The sequence below is a fragment of the Shouchella rhizosphaerae genome (genome assembly GCF_036700015.1).
GTDB lineage: Bacteria > Bacillota > Bacilli > Bacillales > Bacillaceae_D > Shouchella > Shouchella rhizosphaerae.
The window spans coordinates 3947349-3966622 of record NZ_CP144921.1 but is presented as its reverse complement, the minus strand read 5'-3'; the positions used below and the strand labels follow the sequence as shown (position 1 = coordinate 3966622).

Below are 19274 nucleotides of genomic sequence, written 5' to 3'. Positions count from 1 at the left end.
AGTGAGCGGAATGACTGGAACGACGACTGTAGAGTGGACAGAAAAAGAAAAGCAAAATTGGCAGGCGATTGAGACAAAGCAATCGTTTCGCCTCGCTTTTAGCGGCCATTTTTCCGCCGGGAAATCGACGCTTCTGAATGAGCTTCTTGGTGCGCCTCTGTTGCCAACGAGCCCGATTCCGACAAGCGCAAACCAAGTAATCATTGGCCAAGGCGACATTCGTGTTGTATTAGAGAAAGCAAGTGGCGAAGAGGAAAACTGGCAAGGGGCAATTGATTGGGATGCTGTCAAACGTTCAGGCATGGACGGCACTAAAATCAAACGGCTGCGCATTTATGCCCCCATTCCTTTTTTAAAACATGGCAGCGAACTTATGGATACACCTGGCGTCGACTCGACGGATCCTACTCATCAACGTGTGACATTAGATGCCCTTTATACAACCGATGCAATTGTATTTGTTATGGATTATAACCATGTAAAAGCAGAAACGAACCTCTATTTTTTAAAACAACTTAGCACAGAAGGAAAGCCTCTGTTTTTAGTGATTAACCAAATTGATAAACATGAAGAAGGAGAACTTTCGTTTGCTGCATACAGGGAAAGTATTGAAAGCACGCTTAAAGAATGGGGCATCCGGTATGTAACGATTTATTATACGAGCATGAAAAAAACAGGTATCCCTGAAAACGAACTAGTCCGGTTTAAACAGGAAATGAAAGCATTGCTTTTAGCCGGCAACCGCTTAGCTGAAGCAAGCAAAAACCGGTTGAAACACAGTTTTTATAAATCTGTGCAGCGGCGTCTCCAGGAAGAAAAAGACGAAGCGGTTCATCTCCTTGATGAACAGGCAGCTGCCCAAGGTGCCTCTTTCGAAACGCTGCTTTCTTACCAAGAAGAGTACGAGCGCCTTGAGCGCTTAAAGGATGCGCATCAAAACAGGCAGAGTCAATTCCAGGGTGAGTGGCAATCGCTTTTCCGACAAGCGACATTGTTTAATGCTGCGCTTATGGAACAAACGCAACAATGGCTGGAAACCCTTCAGCCAAACTTCCGTGTCGGTTGGTTTTTTTCTAAAAAGAAAACCGAAGAAGAACGGATGCGGCTCCTTAAACAGTTAACACGAGCGTTAGACGATCAAATCCAGTCGCAGCTTGTTTTTCATGTCAAACGTTCTTTGCAAACGATTCCAGTAGACCGTTTAGCAAATAAAGAAGCATTTCTTGAAGCGGTTGAGCGCACCGCTTTCCACATTGATGAGTCGTTTGTAAGCAAGCACGCACCGACGGAAACCGTCGGGAGAGAGTACGCCTACCAATTTGCGAAAGAACGCACAGACGAGATTATCCGTGAGGTAAAAAAACGGGCTAATGCTGCTTTAGAAAAAGCACAAGCTGGCTTGCGAACAGCAGATCAAACGGCGTTGGAAAAAGGAAAGGCTGAACTTGAACAGCATCAACGCTTAAAACCACTTGTCGAAAAATGGGTACAACTCAACCAAGCCTATGCGAATCAAGTGGAAAGCCTTGAAAGTGCTGCGAAAAGAGTGAGCGACAACGGTGCATTTGAACAGGCGTTGCAGGAAGCGCGAAAACAGCAGCTGCCAGAAGACGAGCAGCAACAGACGAATTGGGTAAAAGACATCGTCTTTTCAGACGAGGCGCTTTTCGCTGCAGAGGAGCAAGAGAAGCCAACAGAGCGGCTGCGTTTTAGCCATGAACCAAACAAAAGCGCTTTGCGTACGCTGCTCCGTCAATACCAAGCGAACATATGGGGCAGCGAGTGGCGAGAGCGCCTTGAACGTCGCCTCAAGCAAATGGAAGAACAGCAGTTTACCATTTCTTTGTTTGGTGCTTTTAGCGCTGGCAAATCAAGTTTTGCCAACGCTCTGCTTGGCGCGGATGTCTTGCCAACATCCCCACATCCAACAACGGCGACGGTCACCCGTGTGCAGCAAGCAACCGATTCATTTAGCCATGGCACTGTCCAAATTCGGTATAAAGGCTATCAAGAGCTCGAACAAGAAATTGCCTCGATCGGCAAACTATTGTCGCTCACTCTTACACCAGAAACATTAACATCCTTTAAGCTGGCAGGTGTCAAAACTGAAACAGCTGCCAAAAAGCAAGCGCGTGCCTATTTACAGACGCTTGCCGCTAGCTTGAAGCAAAGAGAAATGTTGTTATCGACAACAACCACTGTTCCATTAACAGAACTTAGTGAACTTGTTGCCAACGAAGCCCATGCTTGTTTAATTGCCGATGTGTGCATTTACTACGATTGCCTGTTGACAACGCAAGGACTGACGCTCGTTGACACACCTGGCGTCAATTCCATTCATGGCCGTCATACAAATGTCGCTTACGAACAAGTAAGGCGTTCGGATGCAATTTTTTATGTAACGTACTACAACCATTCGTTTTCTAAAACCGATGCCCGCTTTATTGAACAACTTGGTAAAATTAATAAACAATTCACAAGCAACAAGCTTTACTTCGTTTTAAATGCGGTTGATTTAGCCGCTAATCAAAGCGAGCAAAAAGGGGTTGAGGCATATGTGTTACGTTCGTTGCAAAGCGCGGGGGTAGAAAACGCTGCTTTGTACCCAATATCGAGCAAAATTGCCTTGGCCGAAAAGCGAGCAGGCAAGCCTGTAACTGGATTGTTTGCTGCATTTGAAAATGAATTGTACGGACGAATGCTGCAAACGTTTAAACAGCTGAATGTGGACATTCTTTATGAAGAGGTCGCAGCATATAACCGCTACTTACAACAAATGGCTACTTATGCAAAAGCGGGGGCAGGGAGCCAAAAACAACATATAGACGAAATAAGCGAATCGCTTGCGCAAATGTACAATGCGTTTTGCCGGGAAGCAGGGGAACCACTTAAACAGCGGCTCCAGCAAGAAGCTAGCGAATTGTTTCTTTATTTGCGCGAACGGATGCAATACATGTTACGTGATGGGTTTGGCGAACATGTAAATGTCGCGACTGTACAGGGAACGACAAAAAAAGCACAGCGTGAATCACTAGCAAAAGCGTTGCGCGAGTGGGGAGAAGACAGCAGTTCATTTCTTGCCCAAGAAGCGAGGGCCACTGCCGTTCGTTTGACGCTATCATTTAAACGCCATTATAGGCGTTGGTTGAAAGAGTGGGAGCAAGCGATTCAGCAAGCTTATGAAGCATTTTATTTGGAAGAGCAAGAAACAATTCCGTTTGCTTTTCAAGTGGAACCTCCTGATATTCGATTTGATACTGAGCGATATGCAAAGAACTTTCAATCGCTTAAATCGCTGTTTGAAGGCGGAGAACTGGACCATGTAAAAGAACAAGCGGCAGCAGAACTAGCTGCTTCAGCTGTTGCTTATGTACGCGATGAGGAAGCGCGTTGCAAGGAAGCAGTCATCCAAGCGGTACAGACGGCCTTTATGGCAGAGAAAGATCGGATGGAAAGCGCCATTGCATTACAGTTGCAACGGCTTGAAACCGTTAGTAGCCGGGAGTTTGCCCAGCAAATGGAACAAGAAAACACCGCATTACAAAACTGGCTTGAACAAGAGACAGCAAACCAAAAGGCGCAGCTATAAGATAAGCTGCGCCTTTTGTTATTCCTCAGAACTGCTGTCGCTTTGAGTCGATGAACTTCCATCGGATGAATTGTCTGGCTCATTAGGCGGCGTTTCGTTTCCGTTATTATTGTTGCCGTTCCCGCCGCCATTCGTATTGTCATTGCCGTTCCCCCCGCTGTTCCCATTATCATTGTTTCCATTATCGGAACCAGGGTTAGAACCGTCATTACCGCCATTGTCTGTTCCGTCTCCGTTGCCATCATCGTTGTCATTGCCGCCATCCGCAGGGTCTGTATCTGAACCTGTGTCTGAATCAGAGTCTGAACCATCGTTCTCGCCATTGTTGTTTTCATCATCGTTGCCTTCATCTTCATCAGGCGGTGTTTCCTCGCCATCGTTTGGCTCTTCTTCCTCTTCTTCTGGCTCTTCCTCTTCTTCTGGTTCTTCTTCCTCTTCCTCTTCTTCGGTCCCACCTGGAATTGTTGCTGTTACTGAAACAGCCGCACTTCGTAGACCTGTTCCGTCCGTTGCCTGGGCTCGGACTGTAAAGGTATAAGATTCACCTGGTGTGACTCCCGTTAAGACAGCTTCCATGCTGCCTTCATCTACATTAAGGGAACCGCTGCTGACAGAAGTGGAGAACTTGACGTCATCAACTTCATCGGCAGGATAAGACCAAGAGAATGTCACACTGTTCGATTCTTCGTCATACGAGTAGCTGACGTTGGTTGGGTCAGAAATACTAGCAAATTCCTGCGATACTTCTGTAGGACCAGTGCCTTTGACAAATAGCTCTGTGACAATTTCACTGCTTGGCGTCCCTGCACTAGGCAGCTTGCCGGTGCTGCGTTCGACACGCATCTCTACAACCGAATCGGGCTTCACAAAATCAGGCGTATCGATGCCTTGATGGACTTCCGTCATAATGTGTTTAAACATTCTTTGCGCCGTTTTGCTATGGGCGCTCGTCAAGTAGTTGCCTTCTCCATTTTGCGAAAATCCAATCCACACAGAGGCAGTATAGTTGGTGCTATAGCCTGTAAAGGAAGAAGCCGGGAATCCCCCAGAAGGGATGTTGTACTTCTGCATCGTTTCAGGTACATAGTTCGTTGTTCCTGTTTTTCCGGCGATTGGCACGCCAGGAATTTGGGCTTCTTTGCCTGTTCCGGCAGTGACGACCGTTTTTAACATATCAGTAATCATGTAGCCAGTATAGTCTTCCATCACTTGCGTTGGTTCAGGCTCTGTATTGAGTTCCCGGCCGTCTGGAAACACGATTTTGCGAATTGTATATGGTTCATGGTATTCGCCGTTGTTTCCAAAAGCGGCATACGCGCCGGCCATTTCTTTTGTAGAAACTTCAGCACCACCGAGTGCCGCTGATTCATAACGGTCATTTTCATTTACGACAAACATTTTATCAAGGAAGGCAAAGGCATTGTCGACGCCTTCTTCATTGATGGCTTTTACAGCAGGGACATTTCGTGATTCTGCCAATGCTTGCCGCATCGTCATCGGCCCTTTATACGTCCGGTCATAGTTGCGAATCTCTTTGCTGGCATCAGATTGATAAGTGTACTCTTCATCAACAAAGATTTTAGCTGTTGACCATTGTTGATCGTTAATACCAGGTGCGTAAGAGAGCAGCGGTTTCATCGCCGACCCTTGCTGTCTACGGATAGTCGCATAGTTTTCGACACGGGGATCGTTTTCGTCAATGCCATTTCCCATTGCGCGAATCGCACCTGTTTGCGTTTCAAGCAGCGTGACGCCAGCACGGAAATCTTCGCTTTCTGGGAAGACGAGATCGGCATATTCTCCCGATTTCATGACATGGTCGACATGTTCTTGCGCATCCATATCAAGTGTTGTGTAGACTTTTAAGCCTGAATTGTAAATGTCATTTGTCGACAAGTCGCTCATTTCTTCCAGTTCGGTTAACACTTCATCGTAAAACGTTAAATAGTCGCTGTTTTCGCTTTCTACATAATCCAGTTGCTCTTCAATCGGTGTATTGCGTGCTTCTTCAGCTTCTTCAGCTGTGATAAAGCCTTCCCGTTCCATCCGATCAATGACGACATTGCGCCGCTTTTCATTGTTCTCCGGATTTCGGTGTGGATCAAAGTAGCTTGGCCGCTGTGGAATGGCTGCAAGCACGGCTGCATCGGCAACGGTCAAATCGTTTAAGTCTTCTTTGTTGAAATATTTTTCTGCTGCTAATTGTACGCCGTAACCAGCCGATGGCCCAAGGTTGATTTGGTTTAAGTACATTTCCAAGATTTCATCTTTCGTATAACGGCGCTCCAGCTGAATGGCCAAATACTGTTCTTGGATTTTTCTCGTTAATGCTTTTTCATTAGACAAAAATAAATTTTTAACTAGTTGCTGGGTAATCGTTGATGCGCCTTCAGCGCCAAACCCTTCGCGGAAATTGGCCACAACGGCCCCGCCGAGGCGCCTCAAATCGACTCCAAAATGGTCATAGAAGCGGTGGTCTTCTACAGCAATAAAGGCATTTTTTAAATGGTCAGGCATTTCGTCAATATTGGCATTTATCCGCTTTTCCCCAGAGGCTAGCGTATAAACTTGCTCATCATTCATATCAAAAATCTGCAATGATTGTGGCAGCGTCAAGCGCTCTTCGTCAATATCAGGTGCCCCAGCTACAATAGAGGCAACGGTAATCCCGCCGCCAATAATTGCTAAGCCAATTAAAATCGCCATCGTGGTAAAGATTTTTTTCCATACGCTTCGTTTCTTCCCACCATTTTTTGGCGTTGTGCCATTTTTGCTGCGATTTTGGGCTTTTTTGCGCTCCTGCCTTGATTTATACTCATCTGACATGTCTTACGTCCTCTCCTTTGCATCCCCATTAAAGTAAACGGCGTCAAGCGTCCGCAAATAATCAATGGGCGGATGCAGGCCCGTTTTTACTTGGTGTCCAAGTCGTTCAATCTCTGTTTTTTTAATCGACTTCCGTACGTCCTGATTGTCATAATAATCAATTAAATGTTTGGCATCAAGTAAAAAAACTTCTGCCGATTGAAAAAAGCGAATGAGCACAAAACAAATGCCGCCGTGTTTGCTGACTTCCCGCATGTGATCAACTTGGTGGGGATGAATGTTTTTCAGCGGGAACGACGTTTTGTTTTTTGTTTCTTTTGCTTCGAAATCGATATAGGCGCCTCGGTAAACGCCATTATAATCTGTCGTTGAAGCTTGCTTAAAATAAGCCTCACGGATGACAGCTGCACTTCGTTTTGGGTAATCAACTTTGACAATTTGTACCGGTGTCGGTTTTTTATGGACGACTGCCCGTTGTTGGCTCAAATAATATAAATTTGCCTCGTCAATGTCCTGCTCGAGTGTCATGCCGCGACCGCTATATGTATCGGCTGGTAGTGGCTTTTTTGCTTGCCCTTGTTTAGGGCTGCGTGAGTAGGGCTGTCCATTCGGGTAACGAATTGGCATTTGCCCACATCCTTTCCAAATGGCTTTTGTATGTTTTTTGTCTATATGCGGAAAGGTAACAAAGCATAGTCATTCTTTCATTTTAGCATATTTGTCGTCCGAGTAGCGGAACAGAACACGCGATCTGTTGAAAAATTAACGAAAAAATGAGGGAAAGCATGGGATGAAAGGGATCATTCGTTTTAACAATGTCGATAATATTGCCAGGACGAAAGCATACGAGGCATTCGGCAGGCGTCATCCTGAAATTCGCTGGGCACGGCTTGCTGGAATCGTGTCCCGGAATGCAGGCTGGAATATGACTGACCTTGCCGGTGGCCCACTTGCTGCGATCATGCCTAAAGAGACGAGGCAAGCGATTGTCTCTGTTTATGAGCGTGCCAACTGGCTGATTTTTGCAGATGCCTTTCCTCAATTGCAATTATATGCAAAATGGAAACGAACGAAGAACCCTCGTTTTCAAGAGTTGGAACAATTCTTTGTGTCTCGTTTTATGATCGCAGAATGGCGTCGTTTTTGGGAAGAACGTGATGAAATCAGGTTAATGACTGCCTTGATTATTAACGAACAGCTCATGTTGCAGAGGCGTTTTTTAGATGAGCCAGCATTGGAATCTTTTTTCCATTCTGTTTTTTATACGTTAAACGAGCTAGCTCATTTTAGCCATGTTATTTTGCCAACGCCAACGAGCTCAGGATATGCTGAGCGGGTGACGAATTTTGCCGATCCAACAGCGCGTATTGCCCTTGGCAAGCGAATTGCCGCTGTACTTTACGATGCAGAGACCGAGTCAACCATCTTCCAATTTACAAACAAACAAGAGCCAACCGGGTCGCGGAAAGAGTATGACCGATTAGAGAAAGCGTTGCCGCTACGGCTTGTTTATCCGCGTTTTCGTCACAAAGCAGCACCTCGCACCGAGTGGGCCGATAGCCACGACCTAGAGGAAGTGGAATCGTTCTTTAAACCAATTCGTGTTCAGCCTGTATTGGCAGAGAAACAGCGAAAATGGGCAAAATGGGAATTGGCATTGCTAGCCCAAGTTGCCCGCTGGCGAGCAAAATAAAAACTGCACCCTTTTCCGGTGCAGTTCATTTTTTTAGTCATCGACGTTTTTGATTGTGCTAGTCATTCAGCTGGCCGGTTTGGACCGCCTAATTTTTTATCGCCTGTATAGCGTGTTTTTTCACTGTTGGTTTGGGTCTTAGCGTTTGTTTTTCCTTGGCGATGATCTTTTTTCATTACGGAAAACCTCCTTTCTTTCAGTATGGATAAAAACCGATTCGTTTATGTGTTGTCGAAAAGGGGTGAATGACCGCTGCTAATCCTAGAAGAGAACGACTTTCTTTGTTGAATCCGTTCTAGTTTTGTCAACAGCGTAGGAGAAACAAAATGTTGGGCGAATCAGTTTTTAAACAAATGGAGTTAAAGGAGGTCATTGTATGAAAACGAAAGAAATGTCAGAGGCGATTGGCGTAAATCCGACCACGATTCAAAGATGGACCAAATATTTTAAAATTGATTGCGACGTAACGGAACAAGGGCACTTTCTTTATACCGAAAAACATCTGCAACTATTTAAAAAAATAAAGCGTGAGCTTGACGAAGGGAAGCGCATGAAGGACATCAACTTGAATGAACGCCAAGGCCAAGGGGAGCCAAGTGTTCCTACAAAGCAATATGAAGCAAAGCTTGAAAAGATGTTGGTGCAAGTGGACGCCCTCGAAGAAAAGCTAGCGACAAAAGCCGATGACGTGGTCAGTTACCAATTGCTCAAGCATCGAAGCGAGCTCGATGAAATGATGAAACTAGTCGGAACTCTTGAAGACAGACTGTTGTTCATTGAAAAGCGGATGATGAGCCATCATCACCAGGAAAAGCAAGTAGTCAATGAACATACGCCGAAGAAGATAAAGCGCGGACCGTGGAGATCGTTTATGAACTTGTTTGCCTTTTAAACGAAAAGATATGCTACACTTTTTGCTGTGGGAGGTGTAGCCAGTGGATACTTTAAAGTCATTAACAGAGGAGCTCCTTGCTTTAACAGAGGAAGCCGAACGATACTATATTGAAGTAGTGAAGCAGGATTCGACCTATGAAGTCGATTTTCATCATCAGGTCAAGCCGTTTGCCGATAAAGTTCAGCCCTTAGCAGCAGAATGGCTACCAATCGCCAAAGCATTCTTAGTGAAAACCAATCCTCGAGATTTGCATGTCAGTCAGCTTGAACAAACGGTTGAGAACTTAGATGTAGTGGCGATTAAGTCGTTTTATCCTTCATCTGGGATGAAGCGCCAACGTGAAACGTTTAAATCGGTTCGTTATGTGCTAAGCGGTTTGTTGGCTGAAATGGAACGAGTTGCGTCTGAACAATAAACGCGTTTGGTTCGAATGACCCCAGGCCCGACAAATGGAAGCAAGCCCACACATTTGTGTGAGCTTGCTTCTTTTCCCATTTAGCCTTTATCAGTGATAGTTAAAAAAGCGAGAAAGGCAAGTGTAGCGACAGACAAGATATTGAGGATAACGCGTAAAAAACCGTCATTCTCTTCAACTTGTTCAGTTGATTCCGCCGCAGCGGCAAGCACAGCAGGCTCATAAGCAAGCACAACAATGGCTACTATAAGAGCGGCAGCAAAGAGTCCTTTCTTTAACATCAGACCTCTCCTTTTCCAATAAAAACGGATATGTATCTCATCTGCAAACGTTCTCACTCCTATTATAAAAGATCGTTTGAGCTTGTGCAAGAACTCCTTAGCTAAGGGTTTCAGAATTGGTGGACGTATGTTAGAATAAATACCATTGTATCTATACACATACCCGAGGGAATGTGCACGACGAAAGGACGTTTGTAATGACCACGCATTTACAGGATATTATTCGAGCAAATCAACAAATTAAAGATGTCGTGACGCATACACCTTTGCAAAAAGACCAGGTTTTGTCTGAACGATATGATTGCACAGTTTATTTAAAACGAGAAGACATGCAAGTTGTCAGATCTTTTAAAATTCGCGGCGCCTATTACCAAATTTCTTCTCTTTCAAAAGAAGAACTTGCCGCTGGGGTTGTATGCGCAAGCGCTGGAAACCATGCACAAGGGGTTGCCTACTCATGCCGCGCTTTAAAAGTCAAAGGTGTTATTTTCATGCCGACTACCACGCCAAAGCAAAAAGTCGCACAAGTGAAATTTTTTGGCAGGGACTATGTGGACGTTAGATTAATTGGCGATACGTTTGATGATTCTTATGCGGACGCCATTCAATACTGCGAAGAACAGGAAATGACGTTCATCCACCCATTTAACCAAGACAAAGTGATTGCCGGGCAAGGAACAGTCGGGCTTGAAATTATGAATGACATTGAGGAAACGCCAGACTTTGTGTTTTCATCAATCGGCGGTGGTGGGCTTATTAGTGGGATGGCAACGTATATAAAAAGCGTTAGCCCGTCTACGAAAATGATTGGCTGTGAACCAGCCGGTGCTGCATCGATGACAGAATCAATTAAGCAAGGCAACGTTGTTGAGTTAGACGAAATCGATAAATTTGTCGATGGGGCAGCTGTGAAGAAAGTCGGCGACAAAACATTTGAAATTTGCAAAGAGCTGCTAGATGACATTATTGTTGTTCCAGAAGGAAAAATTTGCACAACGATTTTAAACCTTTACAATGAGAATGCGCTAGTCGCTGAACCGGCAGGGGCTATGCCTATTGCTGCTCTTGATTTGTACACGGAACAAATTAAGGGAAAAGTCGTTGTCTGTATTGTTAGTGGCGGCAACAACGACATCGGGCGCATGGAGGAAATCCGGGAACGTTCGCTCATTTATGAAGGATTGCAGCATTACTTTATCGTTGAATTTCCACAGCGAGCTGGGGCGCTACGTGAGTTTATTACCGATGTGCTCGGCCCGGAAGACGACATTACTCGCTTTGAATATACAAAGAAAAACAATAAATCGAACGGTCCAGTATTAATTGGGATTGAACTGAAATGCAGCAAAGATTATGATGGGTTAATTGAAAGAATGGAAAAGATTGGATTTGCCTATAATGAAGTCAACAAGGATGAAAATTTGTTTTCTTTGCTGATTTGAGTTCGCCGGTTACACTCAGGAGCACGAATTAGAAATGAATTCAGAGGAGGAATGGCCCGTGCGTTTAAAAGGAAAGCGCGTTTTAGCTGCAGTTGATGCAGAATTTGAGGATTTGGAACTTTGGTATCCGGTCATCCGGTTGCAAGAAGAAGGGGCGGATGTTGTTTTTGCAGGGGCTGAAGCGAACAAAACGTATATAGGCAAATACGGTGTACCAGCAACGAGTACAATTGCCTTTAACGAAGCATCAACGGACGAATTTGATGGTGTTTTAGTTCCTGGCGGATGGGCGCCAGACAAGCTCCGCCGTTATCCAGAGTTTCTTTCCTTCATTAAGGAAATGGACAAGCAGAAAAAGCCGATAGGGCAGATTTGCCACGCCGGTTGGGTGCTTATTTCAGCAGGTATTCTGAATGGCAAGCGAGTGACGAGCACGCCAGGCATTCGCGATGATATGGAAAACGCTGGCGCCATTTGGCATGATGAGCCAGTTGTTGTTGACGGGCATGTGATTTCAAGCCGCCGCCCTCCAGATCTGGCTCCATATGGCAAAGCATTTGCCGACGCACTTGCAGGCCGATAAAATGGAACTGCACTTTTTAGGAACAGGTGCCGGTGTGCCTGCAAAAAAACGCAATGTCAGTGCCTTGGCGATTCGGTTTTTAGAGCGCAACGGGACGGTGTGGTTGTTTGATTGTGGCGAAGCGACACAGCATCAGTTTCTCCATTCTCCGTTGTCTTTGGCGGCTGTTGAAGCGATCTTTATTACCCATTTGCATGGCGACCATATTTTAGGGTTGCCAGGATTGTTAAGTTCCCGCTCTTTTCAAGGGGCGGAAACACCGTTAGACATTTATGGGCCAAAAGGGCTAGAGGCCTTCGTTATACAAGCATTGGAAACGACCAAAACAAAATTGCGTTTCCCGATTCGCTTCCACGTGCTTGCAGAAGGCCGTATCCGTGACGAAGAAAAATTGAGCGTTGATGCATTGGCGCTTGATCATCCTGTGGAAAGTTACGCCTTTAGAATAAAAGAACAAGATAAGCCTGGAACACTCGATGCAGAAGCGTTAAAAGCAATGGGCGTTCCCCCTGGCCCCCTTTATGCGCAACTAAAAAAAGGGGAAACAGTCAAACTCGCTGACGGCCGCATCGTTAATGGAAGCGCGTTTTTAGATGAATCGATTCGTGGACGGACAGTCGTCATTGCTGGAGACACGGCGCCTGTAAAGGCGATGGAGGCGTTTGCCTCTGGTGCCGATGTTCTTGTCCATGAAGCGACATTTGCATCGAACAAAAAAGACGATGCCCATCTATATGGGCACTCGACAATTGCCGATGCATGTGCGTTGGCTAAGCGCGCAGCCGTTGGCCAGCTCATTTTAACCCATGTTTCCTCTAGGTATGTCCGAAATGAAAACGAATACCGCGACGAAGCGGCAGCGCTCCTTCCTAATGTCATTATTGCGGAAGATCTGTTCGTGTTTGAACTCGAAAAGGCAGGCCGGAAAAAACGTGATTAATATTTCTTATTCCGAGCTCCGCGCAGCCCTTGACGCAGGCAAAGAGGGATGGGTCTATGTCCATTCACCTTTTTGTGGTGCTTGTAAAAAGGCCGAGCAGATGCTGTCGATCATCGAGGAAAGCAAAGAAACGTTTTCGTTTTGGCAAGTCAACATCCAACTTGCGCCAGAGTGGGCGAGGAGCGCACAAATTGAAAGTGTGCCTGCGTTGCTTTATTATAAAAAGGGTCGCTTGCAAGCGAAAATGTACCGACTTTTCTCTGTCATGGAAATCCTATCGAACATGAAGGAGGTAGAAAACGATGTCAATGGCTTATGAAGAATATATGCGCCAAGTTGTTTTGCCGATGCGCCAAGAACTGACTGATGCAGGATTTAAGGAATTGACTACCGCCGAAGCAGTGGAAGACTATATCGCTGACGCTGAAGGAACGACGCTTGTTTTTATCAACTCCGTTTGCGGTTGCGCTGCTGGACTAGCACGACCTGCTGCGATTTACTCTTTGCAGCATGACCATACGCCTGACCATTTGGTAACAGTCTTTGCTGGCCAAGACAAAGAGGCAACAGCAGCTATGCGCAGTAAATTTCCTGACTATCCGCCATCTTCGCCATCAATGGCGTTATTAAAGGGAACAGAAGTTGTCCATTTTATTCCCCGTGAAGACATTGAAGGAGCAGAACCAGAGGCGATTGTCCGCAATTTAGCACTCGCATACAACGAACATTGCCAAAAATAATGTTGTCGACAAACGGTAAGAGCGTTTTCCTAAGGGGGGAAGGCGATGGATTTTTCATTGCCGCAACTTTCAACTAACCAAACATGGCAATTAAGCAAAGAAGCGGCAGGGCGTGCGGTGATGCTGACATTTTGGACGAGTTGGTGCCCCGATTCTGAACGGGATTTAGCGGCGAAAATGCCACTAGCTGCCCATGCCGATCAAAACAAGCTGCAATTTGTCACAGTCAATGTAACGGGCCGCGAAGGCAATGTCGATTTACAAGCTTACTTACAAAAAAGAGGATGGGACTTTTTAGTTTTGCAAGACCGCGGCACCGCTTTGTACGACCATTTCAACTGTAAAGGCGTGCCGACGACGGTCCTGCTCAACAATCGCCATGAACAAACAGCCCAGTTTGGAGAACAGGCGAAGTTACCTGACATTCTCGCAGAGCTAGCCCTGCTAATCGATTAGCTCCTATTAAAAAAAGCAAGCCGAAATGGCTTGCTTTTTTTAATTAGGCCGCACCGCGTAATAAATAACTGCGCTCATTGCTTCAATATTCGGATAGCCGCTTTGCTTGTAAATTTCAACCACATGTTCACGGTTATAAGGGACGCGATTTAATTGGACGGAGTGGCTGCCGTCCTCTATGTCCAAAATAATATAAGAAGCAAGAGGATGACCATCGAATGGCATGCCAACACTACCAGTGTTAATGACATTTTTGCCATGGAGCGAGCGGACATAAGGATGGTGGGTATGGCCGTAAATATAAATGTCTGCTTCATCGCGCACCATGAGCTCATTTTCGATTTTTTCTGTTTCATCCCCATCAATGGCTGTAAATAAGCCAGAGGGGCTTGCATGGAAAGCGTGGATGACCAAATCTTGCCCATCGTCAATGACAAGTTCTGTCGGAAGGTTTTTTAAATAGTCCAAGTCTTCTTGGCTTAGGCGACCCAGTGTCCAATCTCTTTCTTTGTTAAACATTTCAAGGCGCTCAACGGGCACTTCGCCATCTTTAAAGCCCCGCACGAGCCACTCATCTGCATTTCCTTTGATGACACGTGCGCCAGAAGCTTGTACAAGTTCCAGCACCCGTTTTGGTTCTGGGCCACGAAAGCAAAGGTCTCCTAATATGTACGTCTGATCAATTTGCTTCGTTTGCAAGTCATTCAAGACAGCTTCAAGCGCTGTAGCATTTCCATGAATATCCGATAAAAAAGCAAATCGCATAATTTTAAGCCTCCTTTTATCATATTGTAACAGATGTGGTGCAAAAATGTGTACTAGAACATTTCAAGCATAATCGTCGCGCTAGCAATCGCTTTTTAGGCTGTGGTAGTATGGAAAAAGAGGAAATGGTGATAAAGGAGGAAACATGGATGTATATTCGCTCAATTGAACCGACACCAAGCCCGAACACAATGAAAATCAACTTAAGTGAAGCAGCTGCCGGTACAAGCACCACGTACCAAGAAAAAAACAAAGCAGAGGCGCCAACGTTTATTCAACAGCTTTTTGACATAGAAGGGATCAAGCAAGTTTACCATGTTGGTGACTTTTTAGCAGTGGATCGCTATCCAAAAGCGGATTGGAAAGCGATTTTGCCGCAAATTCGTAAACAATTTGGCGAAGAACCAGACGAGCAAGCTAAAGGCAACACCCTACATGATGGCTATGGCGAAGTTCACGTGCAGATCCAAATGTTTAAAGGCATTCCCATGCAAGTAAAGGTATCAGATGGTGAAGAAGAAGTGCGAGAAGGGCTTCCTGACCGCTTTGCCCAAGCTGTAGCGCAAGCACAGCTACCAAACGACAATGTGGTGCTAGAGCGGAAATGGGAAGAACAAGCGCCTCGTTATGGCGAGCTAGCAACGATTGCAAAAGAAGTAGCAGCTGAAATAAGCGCTGCTTACCCAGAAGCAAGGCTCGACAGCTTAATCAAGCTTGCTAAAGGAGAAAAAGCGGCAGCCGAAAGCTTTGCCGCCCGCTTCAAAGAAGTAACATTGGAAATGCTGCAAGCAGAAGATTGGCGTGACCGTTACGCTGCGCTTGAACAAATGGATCCAAAAGAGAAAGACTTGCCGGTGTTGGAAAAAGCGCTCACTGATGAAAAAGCGTCGATTCGTCGTTTGGCTACGATGTATTTAGGGATGATCGAGACAGAATCGGTTTTGCCATTGCTTGAAAAAGCGTTGAAAGACCCTTCTGTCACTGTGCGCCGTACAGCCGGCGATTGCATGTCAGACATCGGCTCAGAAAAAGCGATTCCAGCCATGATCGAGTCTTTAAAAGATGAAAGCAAAATCGTCCGTTGGCGGGCAGCAATGTTTTTGTATGAAGTAGGCACGGAAGAAGCGATCCCTGCTTTGAAAGAAGCAGAAGACGACCCTGAATTTGAAGTGGCGCTGCAAGTGAAAATGGCGTTAGCGCGGATTCAAGGCGGCGAAGAAGCAAAAGGTTCTGTTTGGAAACAAATGACAGAGGCGCGTAAAGGGTAAGAAAGGAGGATGGAAGTGGGAACGGCCATTGATGATTTAGTGGAGAAACTTGAATCAGAAGGAAAAGAAGATATCCTTGAGCTCATTGAAGATGCAAAAAACGGCGAGCTTGAAGAAATCGAGTTGGTTGAATCGATCGGACTGCTTGTCGATTTAGAGGAGAACAAGCGGCTGTTAAACTGGTTTGAACAACAAGGTGTCAACCTCATTTATGTAACAGATGATGAAGAGTGACCAACTTGCCAGCCGGCCAGTTGGTCAAAAAGGAGGTATCACAAGCATGAGAGGGCAACCGCAATTGCGACTGCCGAGAAAGGCGATCAACGTATGGCGCCTGCAACATGCAATCGATACACTGCTGCTAGCTTTGGTTCCGATCGGCTACTATTTTGCACAAAGATACATATTTTTGTCCTTTTACGACTGGCTAACATGGTGGTTAGCAGGAGCTGTTGTAATCTATGGCATCGTGCGCATCGGAATTTGGCCGCTCGTGCAGTGGCGTCGTTTCCGCTACGAGATTTTTGACGATGAAATTGACATCCAACAAGGCGTATTAGTAGTGAGACGGACGCTCGTGCCAATGGTGCGTGTCCAACATGTCGACACGGAGCAAGGACCGATTCTCAGGCGTTACAAAATGGCTACAGTTTCGATAACGACTGCGGCGACCACACATCGGATTCCAACTTTATTTTTAATCGATGCGGACTCGTTGCGCGATCAAATTTCTAAACTGGCTGCGGTGCATGAAGATGAATGAGTTAAAGCGCCAACATATTGCTGCAATTTTGATCCAGTCCGCAAAAGGGGTTTGGCAAATCGCGGTTCCTTTTGCCATTGTTGCGTTGTTGCAGCAAATGCTGTTTTATTTTTTCATCGCCTTGTGTGCGCTTATCGTCATTTCTGCCGTTTTCAGTTGGCTAAGTTGGTTCAAATTCCGCTACCGCCTTGAAGCAGGAGAGCTATACGTTGAACGGGGCGTTTTCATCAAGAAAAAACGCTATATCCAAAAAAAACGCGTGCAAGCAATTCATATTTCCGCAGGTTTGTGGCAACGCGTATTTGGACTTGTGAAAGTAAGCATCGATACCGCCGGCGGAGGCATGGAGGCAGAAGCTGAGTTTGTGGCGGTAACGAGGGCAGAGGCAGTCCGCATTCGGGCTGAACTGTTAAAGGAAGTAAAAGAAGCCGATAGCAGTCAAAACGACGGAGAACTTAACGAAGCACAAAATGACATCGAAACGGAAGCCGAAACAGAAACCAAGCCGTTAGCAGTTTGGCATTTGGGCACAAGGCGGCTCATTTATGCGGCCTTAACGTCAAGTGGAATCGGCCTCGTCCTTTCTGCAGTGGCAGCGCTATTGTCGCAAGTTGGCCAGTTTCTATCATTTATCCCAGATGATATATACGAAAATACATTTGATTATATCTTTAGTTTAGGCCTTTTTCTGCTTCTCATTCTTGTTGTCGCTGTGCTGCTCCTATCATGGATCATTTCAAGCGTGCTAACGATTTTAACATATGGAAATTTCAAAGTGAGCACATATGAAAAGGAAATGGTGATTGAGCGAGGGCTCATTGAAAAGCGGCAACTTACGTTAGCTTACCGTCGTATTACGGCCGTTCGGATTATTAAAAGCATCATTCGCCAACCGTTTGGCTTTGTTTCTGTGTATGTCGAGTCAGCAGGCGGAGGCACGAACAAAGAGCAAGGCTCCACTATGCTTGTGCCGTTAATTCACGAACGTGACTTGCCTGCTTTTTTGGAGCAGACACTGCCTGAATATGTGTTTGAACGCCCAATCAAAACAGCTCCTAAAAGAGCAGCGATCCGCTTCTTTTTGCGAATGCTCATCGTTCCGGTTGTAGCCACTTGTGTAGCAAGTTATTTTTTCGGTGCGATTGGACTGATCGGAGGAACGGTAGTAGTAGCGATTGCGGCGTTGTTTGCTTGGCTCCAATACCGAGATGCTGGAGCGGGCAGCAATGACACGTTTATTTGGCTGCGCTCTCGGACAATTGGACAAACGCTCGTCATCTCGCCGAAACAAAAAGTCCAGTCAGTAACGAAACGAGTCTCCTTCTTGCAGAGGCGGAGCAAGCTGGCCCATTTTGAAATGTTTGTCCAGTCGAGTTTGGCTGGCAAGTCCTTTTACGTGCCGAACGTAAGCGATGAAAACGCTGATGCGTTGTTTCAGTGGTATTCTCATCAATCAGACTAATAGAGGTATACGTAAGAGGGGAACAACGTAACGAGCCACAGTTTAAAGCCAAGAACCTGACAAAGGTTCTTGGCTTTTTTAAAACCGAAATGCGTTTGTGTATAGGGAGATGGTTCGTTTGCCTTTATCGGTTGTGAACTCAAAGCGGTCGTACACAGGCTGTCCGCTTTCAAATGTCAAATTTCGTTTGAAATGATGCTGCACAAGGACAAAATGTTCATCTGTTTGGAATGTAAGGAAGTTGACCCCTTGGAATGAGGTTTCATTTTCTCGATTCAACAGTTGTTCCAATAAGGAATTATAGCAATGAATCAAATCGCGGTGTGAAACATCGTGAAGCTGTAAATTGTATTCGAACCCTTGCAAGGCGACAGGGTCAAGTTCCTTGCGCAAAATGTAATAAGGGTCAAATTGCTTTTGGTCAATTAACATAACGGAATTTTCTTCAGGGATATAGCGGACGCCATTGTCACGAACAAACACGCCATCGCCTTCATAGCGGCCTGAAACGAGTTTGCCTTGTTGGTGCCAGACATATTCAAAATGGGAAGGAGTCAAATAAAGGCTTTCCCCTTTGCTGTCAACAAGCACATAGTGGTTATCGCGAAAATGGAATGTGTATTCATTATAAAAGGGTGCTTCGTCATTTCCAGCGTTATGGCCTTTCGTCCGTTCTGTCCGCCGTTTCTGGCTGGTCAACGTTTTGATATATACTTCTAACGCCTCTAGTTCAGCTGAAGGGGCGGAAACATCATTTTTCAAGCGGATGTAGCGGCGCTTCAAATCAGTTAAAACGGAATCCAAGTAAGGCTCAATTTGAATTTGCTGTGGCCTTCTTTTAAGCTGTTGGCTTCTGAAAAGGTCAATATCGCCTTCGTCGTATGGAACTTCGTGCAAGGCAATCGTATCATTCCGAAAGATGGAATCAGGCAACGACAAAACAGAGAATATCCGGACTTCCCCACGCCAAGGCTTTTTCGGTTCTGTAACAACGTTGACGAGTTCGCCTAAATAAACGCCGTCGACCCCGAGATCGACGATAAGCAACTGGCCAACCAACTGTTGGGCTTCCTTCCGGTCCATACAATCCTCACCTTTTAGCTTGTTTTAAATACTGTGCTGGATTTCATTATAGCGAAAAAAACCACGCTTCTGC

General features: G+C 45.7%; 20 protein-coding genes. 14 read left to right on the top strand and 6 right to left on the bottom strand.

Annotated elements, in window-relative coordinates:
* Window positions 1-10: 10 nt before the first annotated feature.
* Entirely contained in the window at window positions 11-3589 is a 3579-nt protein-coding gene (locus V5G21_RS19790) for a dynamin family protein (protein WP_338465529.1), read from the top strand.
* 18 nt (window positions 3590-3607) lie between these two features.
* Here V5G21_RS19790 and V5G21_RS19785 read toward each other — a convergent pair whose 3' ends face one another.
* Together V5G21_RS19785 and recU are read right to left on the bottom strand one after the other, a co-directional pair.
* Window positions 3608-6415, bottom strand: coding sequence for a penicillin-binding protein 1A (locus tag V5G21_RS19785; protein WP_011246898.1), 2808 nt, complete (start codon window positions 6413-6415; stop codon window positions 3608-3610).
* 3 nt (window positions 6416-6418) lie between these two features.
* A complete protein-coding gene (recU, locus tag V5G21_RS19780; RefSeq protein WP_011246897.1) occupies window positions 6419-7042 on the bottom strand; it encodes a Holliday junction resolvase RecU in 624 nt (207 codons plus the stop codon).
* A 163-nt stretch (window positions 7043-7205) separates the two neighbouring features.
* Between recU and V5G21_RS19775 the strand changes: the two genes are divergently transcribed.
* Entirely contained in the window at window positions 7206-8108 is a 903-nt protein-coding gene (locus V5G21_RS19775) for a DUF2515 family protein (RefSeq protein ID WP_051881142.1), read from the top strand.
* Window positions 8109-8170: 62 nt separating this feature from the next.
* Here V5G21_RS19775 and V5G21_RS19770 read toward each other — a convergent pair whose 3' ends face one another.
* The gene (locus V5G21_RS19770; protein WP_193760040.1) at window positions 8171-8284 is read right to left on the bottom strand and encodes a spore protein; all 114 of its coding nucleotides are present in this window, start codon (window positions 8282-8284) and stop codon (window positions 8171-8173) included.
* A gap of 200 nt (window positions 8285-8484) precedes the next feature.
* On the opposite strand from V5G21_RS19770, the gene racA reads away from it, so the two are divergent.
* Window positions 8485-9000 (top strand): chromosome-anchoring protein RacA, encoded by a 516-nt coding sequence (gene racA / locus V5G21_RS19765; protein WP_011246895.1) that lies wholly within the window; start codon window positions 8485-8487, stop codon window positions 8998-9000.
* Window positions 9001-9043: 43 nt separating this feature from the next.
* The gene (locus V5G21_RS19760; RefSeq protein WP_011246894.1) at window positions 9044-9418 is read left to right on the top strand and encodes a YppE family protein; all 375 of its coding nucleotides are present in this window, start codon (window positions 9044-9046) and stop codon (window positions 9416-9418) included.
* 80 nt (window positions 9419-9498) lie between these two features.
* Here the strand turns inward: V5G21_RS19760 and V5G21_RS19755 are convergent, their stop codons facing one another.
* On the bottom strand, window positions 9499-9699 hold the full coding sequence (locus V5G21_RS19755; protein WP_035202566.1) for a hypothetical protein: 201 nt from the start codon (window positions 9697-9699) through the stop codon (window positions 9499-9501).
* Between the two features lie 197 nt (window positions 9700-9896).
* Here V5G21_RS19755 and ilvA point away from each other — a divergent pair, with 197 nt between their 5' ends.
* Genes ilvA through V5G21_RS19725 form a run of 6 tightly spaced genes read left to right on the top strand, consistent with a single transcriptional unit; the run spans window position 9897 to window position 13860 of the window.
* Window positions 9897-11141 (top strand): threonine ammonia-lyase IlvA, encoded by a 1245-nt coding sequence (ilvA, locus tag V5G21_RS19750; RefSeq protein WP_011246892.1) that lies wholly within the window; start codon window positions 9897-9899, stop codon window positions 11139-11141.
* A 58-nt stretch (window positions 11142-11199) separates the two neighbouring features.
* On the top strand, window positions 11200-11724 hold the full coding sequence (locus V5G21_RS19745; protein WP_011246891.1) for a type 1 glutamine amidotransferase domain-containing protein: 525 nt from the start codon (window positions 11200-11202) through the stop codon (window positions 11722-11724).
* A 1-nt stretch (window position 11725) separates the two neighbouring features.
* Window positions 11726-12664: a ribonuclease Z gene (gene rnz / locus V5G21_RS19740; protein WP_063609848.1), complete on the top strand. Its 939-nt coding sequence runs from the start codon at window positions 11726-11728 to the stop codon at window positions 12662-12664.
* Window positions 12657-12983 carry a thioredoxin family protein gene (locus tag V5G21_RS19735; protein ID WP_051881141.1) on the top strand — a complete coding sequence of 109 codons (327 nt, stop codon included), beginning with the start codon at window positions 12657-12659 and terminating at the stop codon, window positions 12981-12983. The genes rnz and V5G21_RS19735 overlap by 8 nt, the downstream gene beginning before the upstream one ends.
* Window positions 12967-13404, top strand: a complete 438-nt coding sequence (locus tag V5G21_RS19730) for a BrxA/BrxB family bacilliredoxin (RefSeq protein WP_011246888.1) — start codon at window positions 12967-12969, stop codon at window positions 13402-13404. The genes V5G21_RS19735 and V5G21_RS19730 overlap by 17 nt, the downstream gene beginning before the upstream one ends.
* Before the next feature lie 45 nt (window positions 13405-13449).
* Complete coding sequence (locus V5G21_RS19725; RefSeq protein ID WP_011246887.1) at window positions 13450-13860, top strand: TlpA disulfide reductase family protein; 411 nt, start codon at window positions 13450-13452, stop codon at window positions 13858-13860.
* A 39-nt stretch (window positions 13861-13899) separates the two neighbouring features.
* Here the strand turns inward: V5G21_RS19725 and V5G21_RS19720 are convergent, their stop codons facing one another.
* Window positions 13900-14625, bottom strand: a complete 726-nt coding sequence (locus V5G21_RS19720) for a metallophosphoesterase family protein (RefSeq protein ID WP_011246886.1) — start codon at window positions 14623-14625, stop codon at window positions 13900-13902.
* A gap of 149 nt (window positions 14626-14774) precedes the next feature.
* Here V5G21_RS19720 and V5G21_RS19715 point away from each other — a divergent pair, with 149 nt between their 5' ends.
* From V5G21_RS19715 to V5G21_RS19700, 4 genes are read left to right on the top strand one after another with little or no spacing between them, the layout of a single operon-like run.
* The gene (locus V5G21_RS19715) at window positions 14775-15893 is read left to right on the top strand and encodes a conserved virulence factor C family protein (protein WP_011246885.1); all 1119 of its coding nucleotides are present in this window, start codon (window positions 14775-14777) and stop codon (window positions 15891-15893) included.
* Window positions 15894-15908: 15 nt separating this feature from the next.
* Complete coding sequence (locus V5G21_RS19710) at window positions 15909-16127, top strand: hypothetical protein (protein ID WP_244835521.1); 219 nt, start codon at window positions 15909-15911, stop codon at window positions 16125-16127.
* Window positions 16128-16173: 46 nt separating this feature from the next.
* Window positions 16174-16656 (top strand): PH domain-containing protein, encoded by a 483-nt coding sequence (locus tag V5G21_RS19705; protein WP_011246883.1) that lies wholly within the window; start codon window positions 16174-16176, stop codon window positions 16654-16656.
* The gene (locus V5G21_RS19700) at window positions 16649-18118 is read left to right on the top strand and encodes a PH domain-containing protein (RefSeq protein WP_063609849.1); all 1470 of its coding nucleotides are present in this window, start codon (window positions 16649-16651) and stop codon (window positions 18116-18118) included. The genes V5G21_RS19705 and V5G21_RS19700 overlap by 8 nt, the downstream gene beginning before the upstream one ends.
* Window positions 18119-18196: 78 nt before the next feature.
* Here the strand turns inward: V5G21_RS19700 and V5G21_RS19695 are convergent, their stop codons facing one another.
* Entirely contained in the window at window positions 18197-19201 is a 1005-nt protein-coding gene (locus V5G21_RS19695) for a DUF2777 family protein (RefSeq protein ID WP_063609850.1), read from the bottom strand.
* Window positions 19202-19274 lie beyond the last annotated feature (73 nt).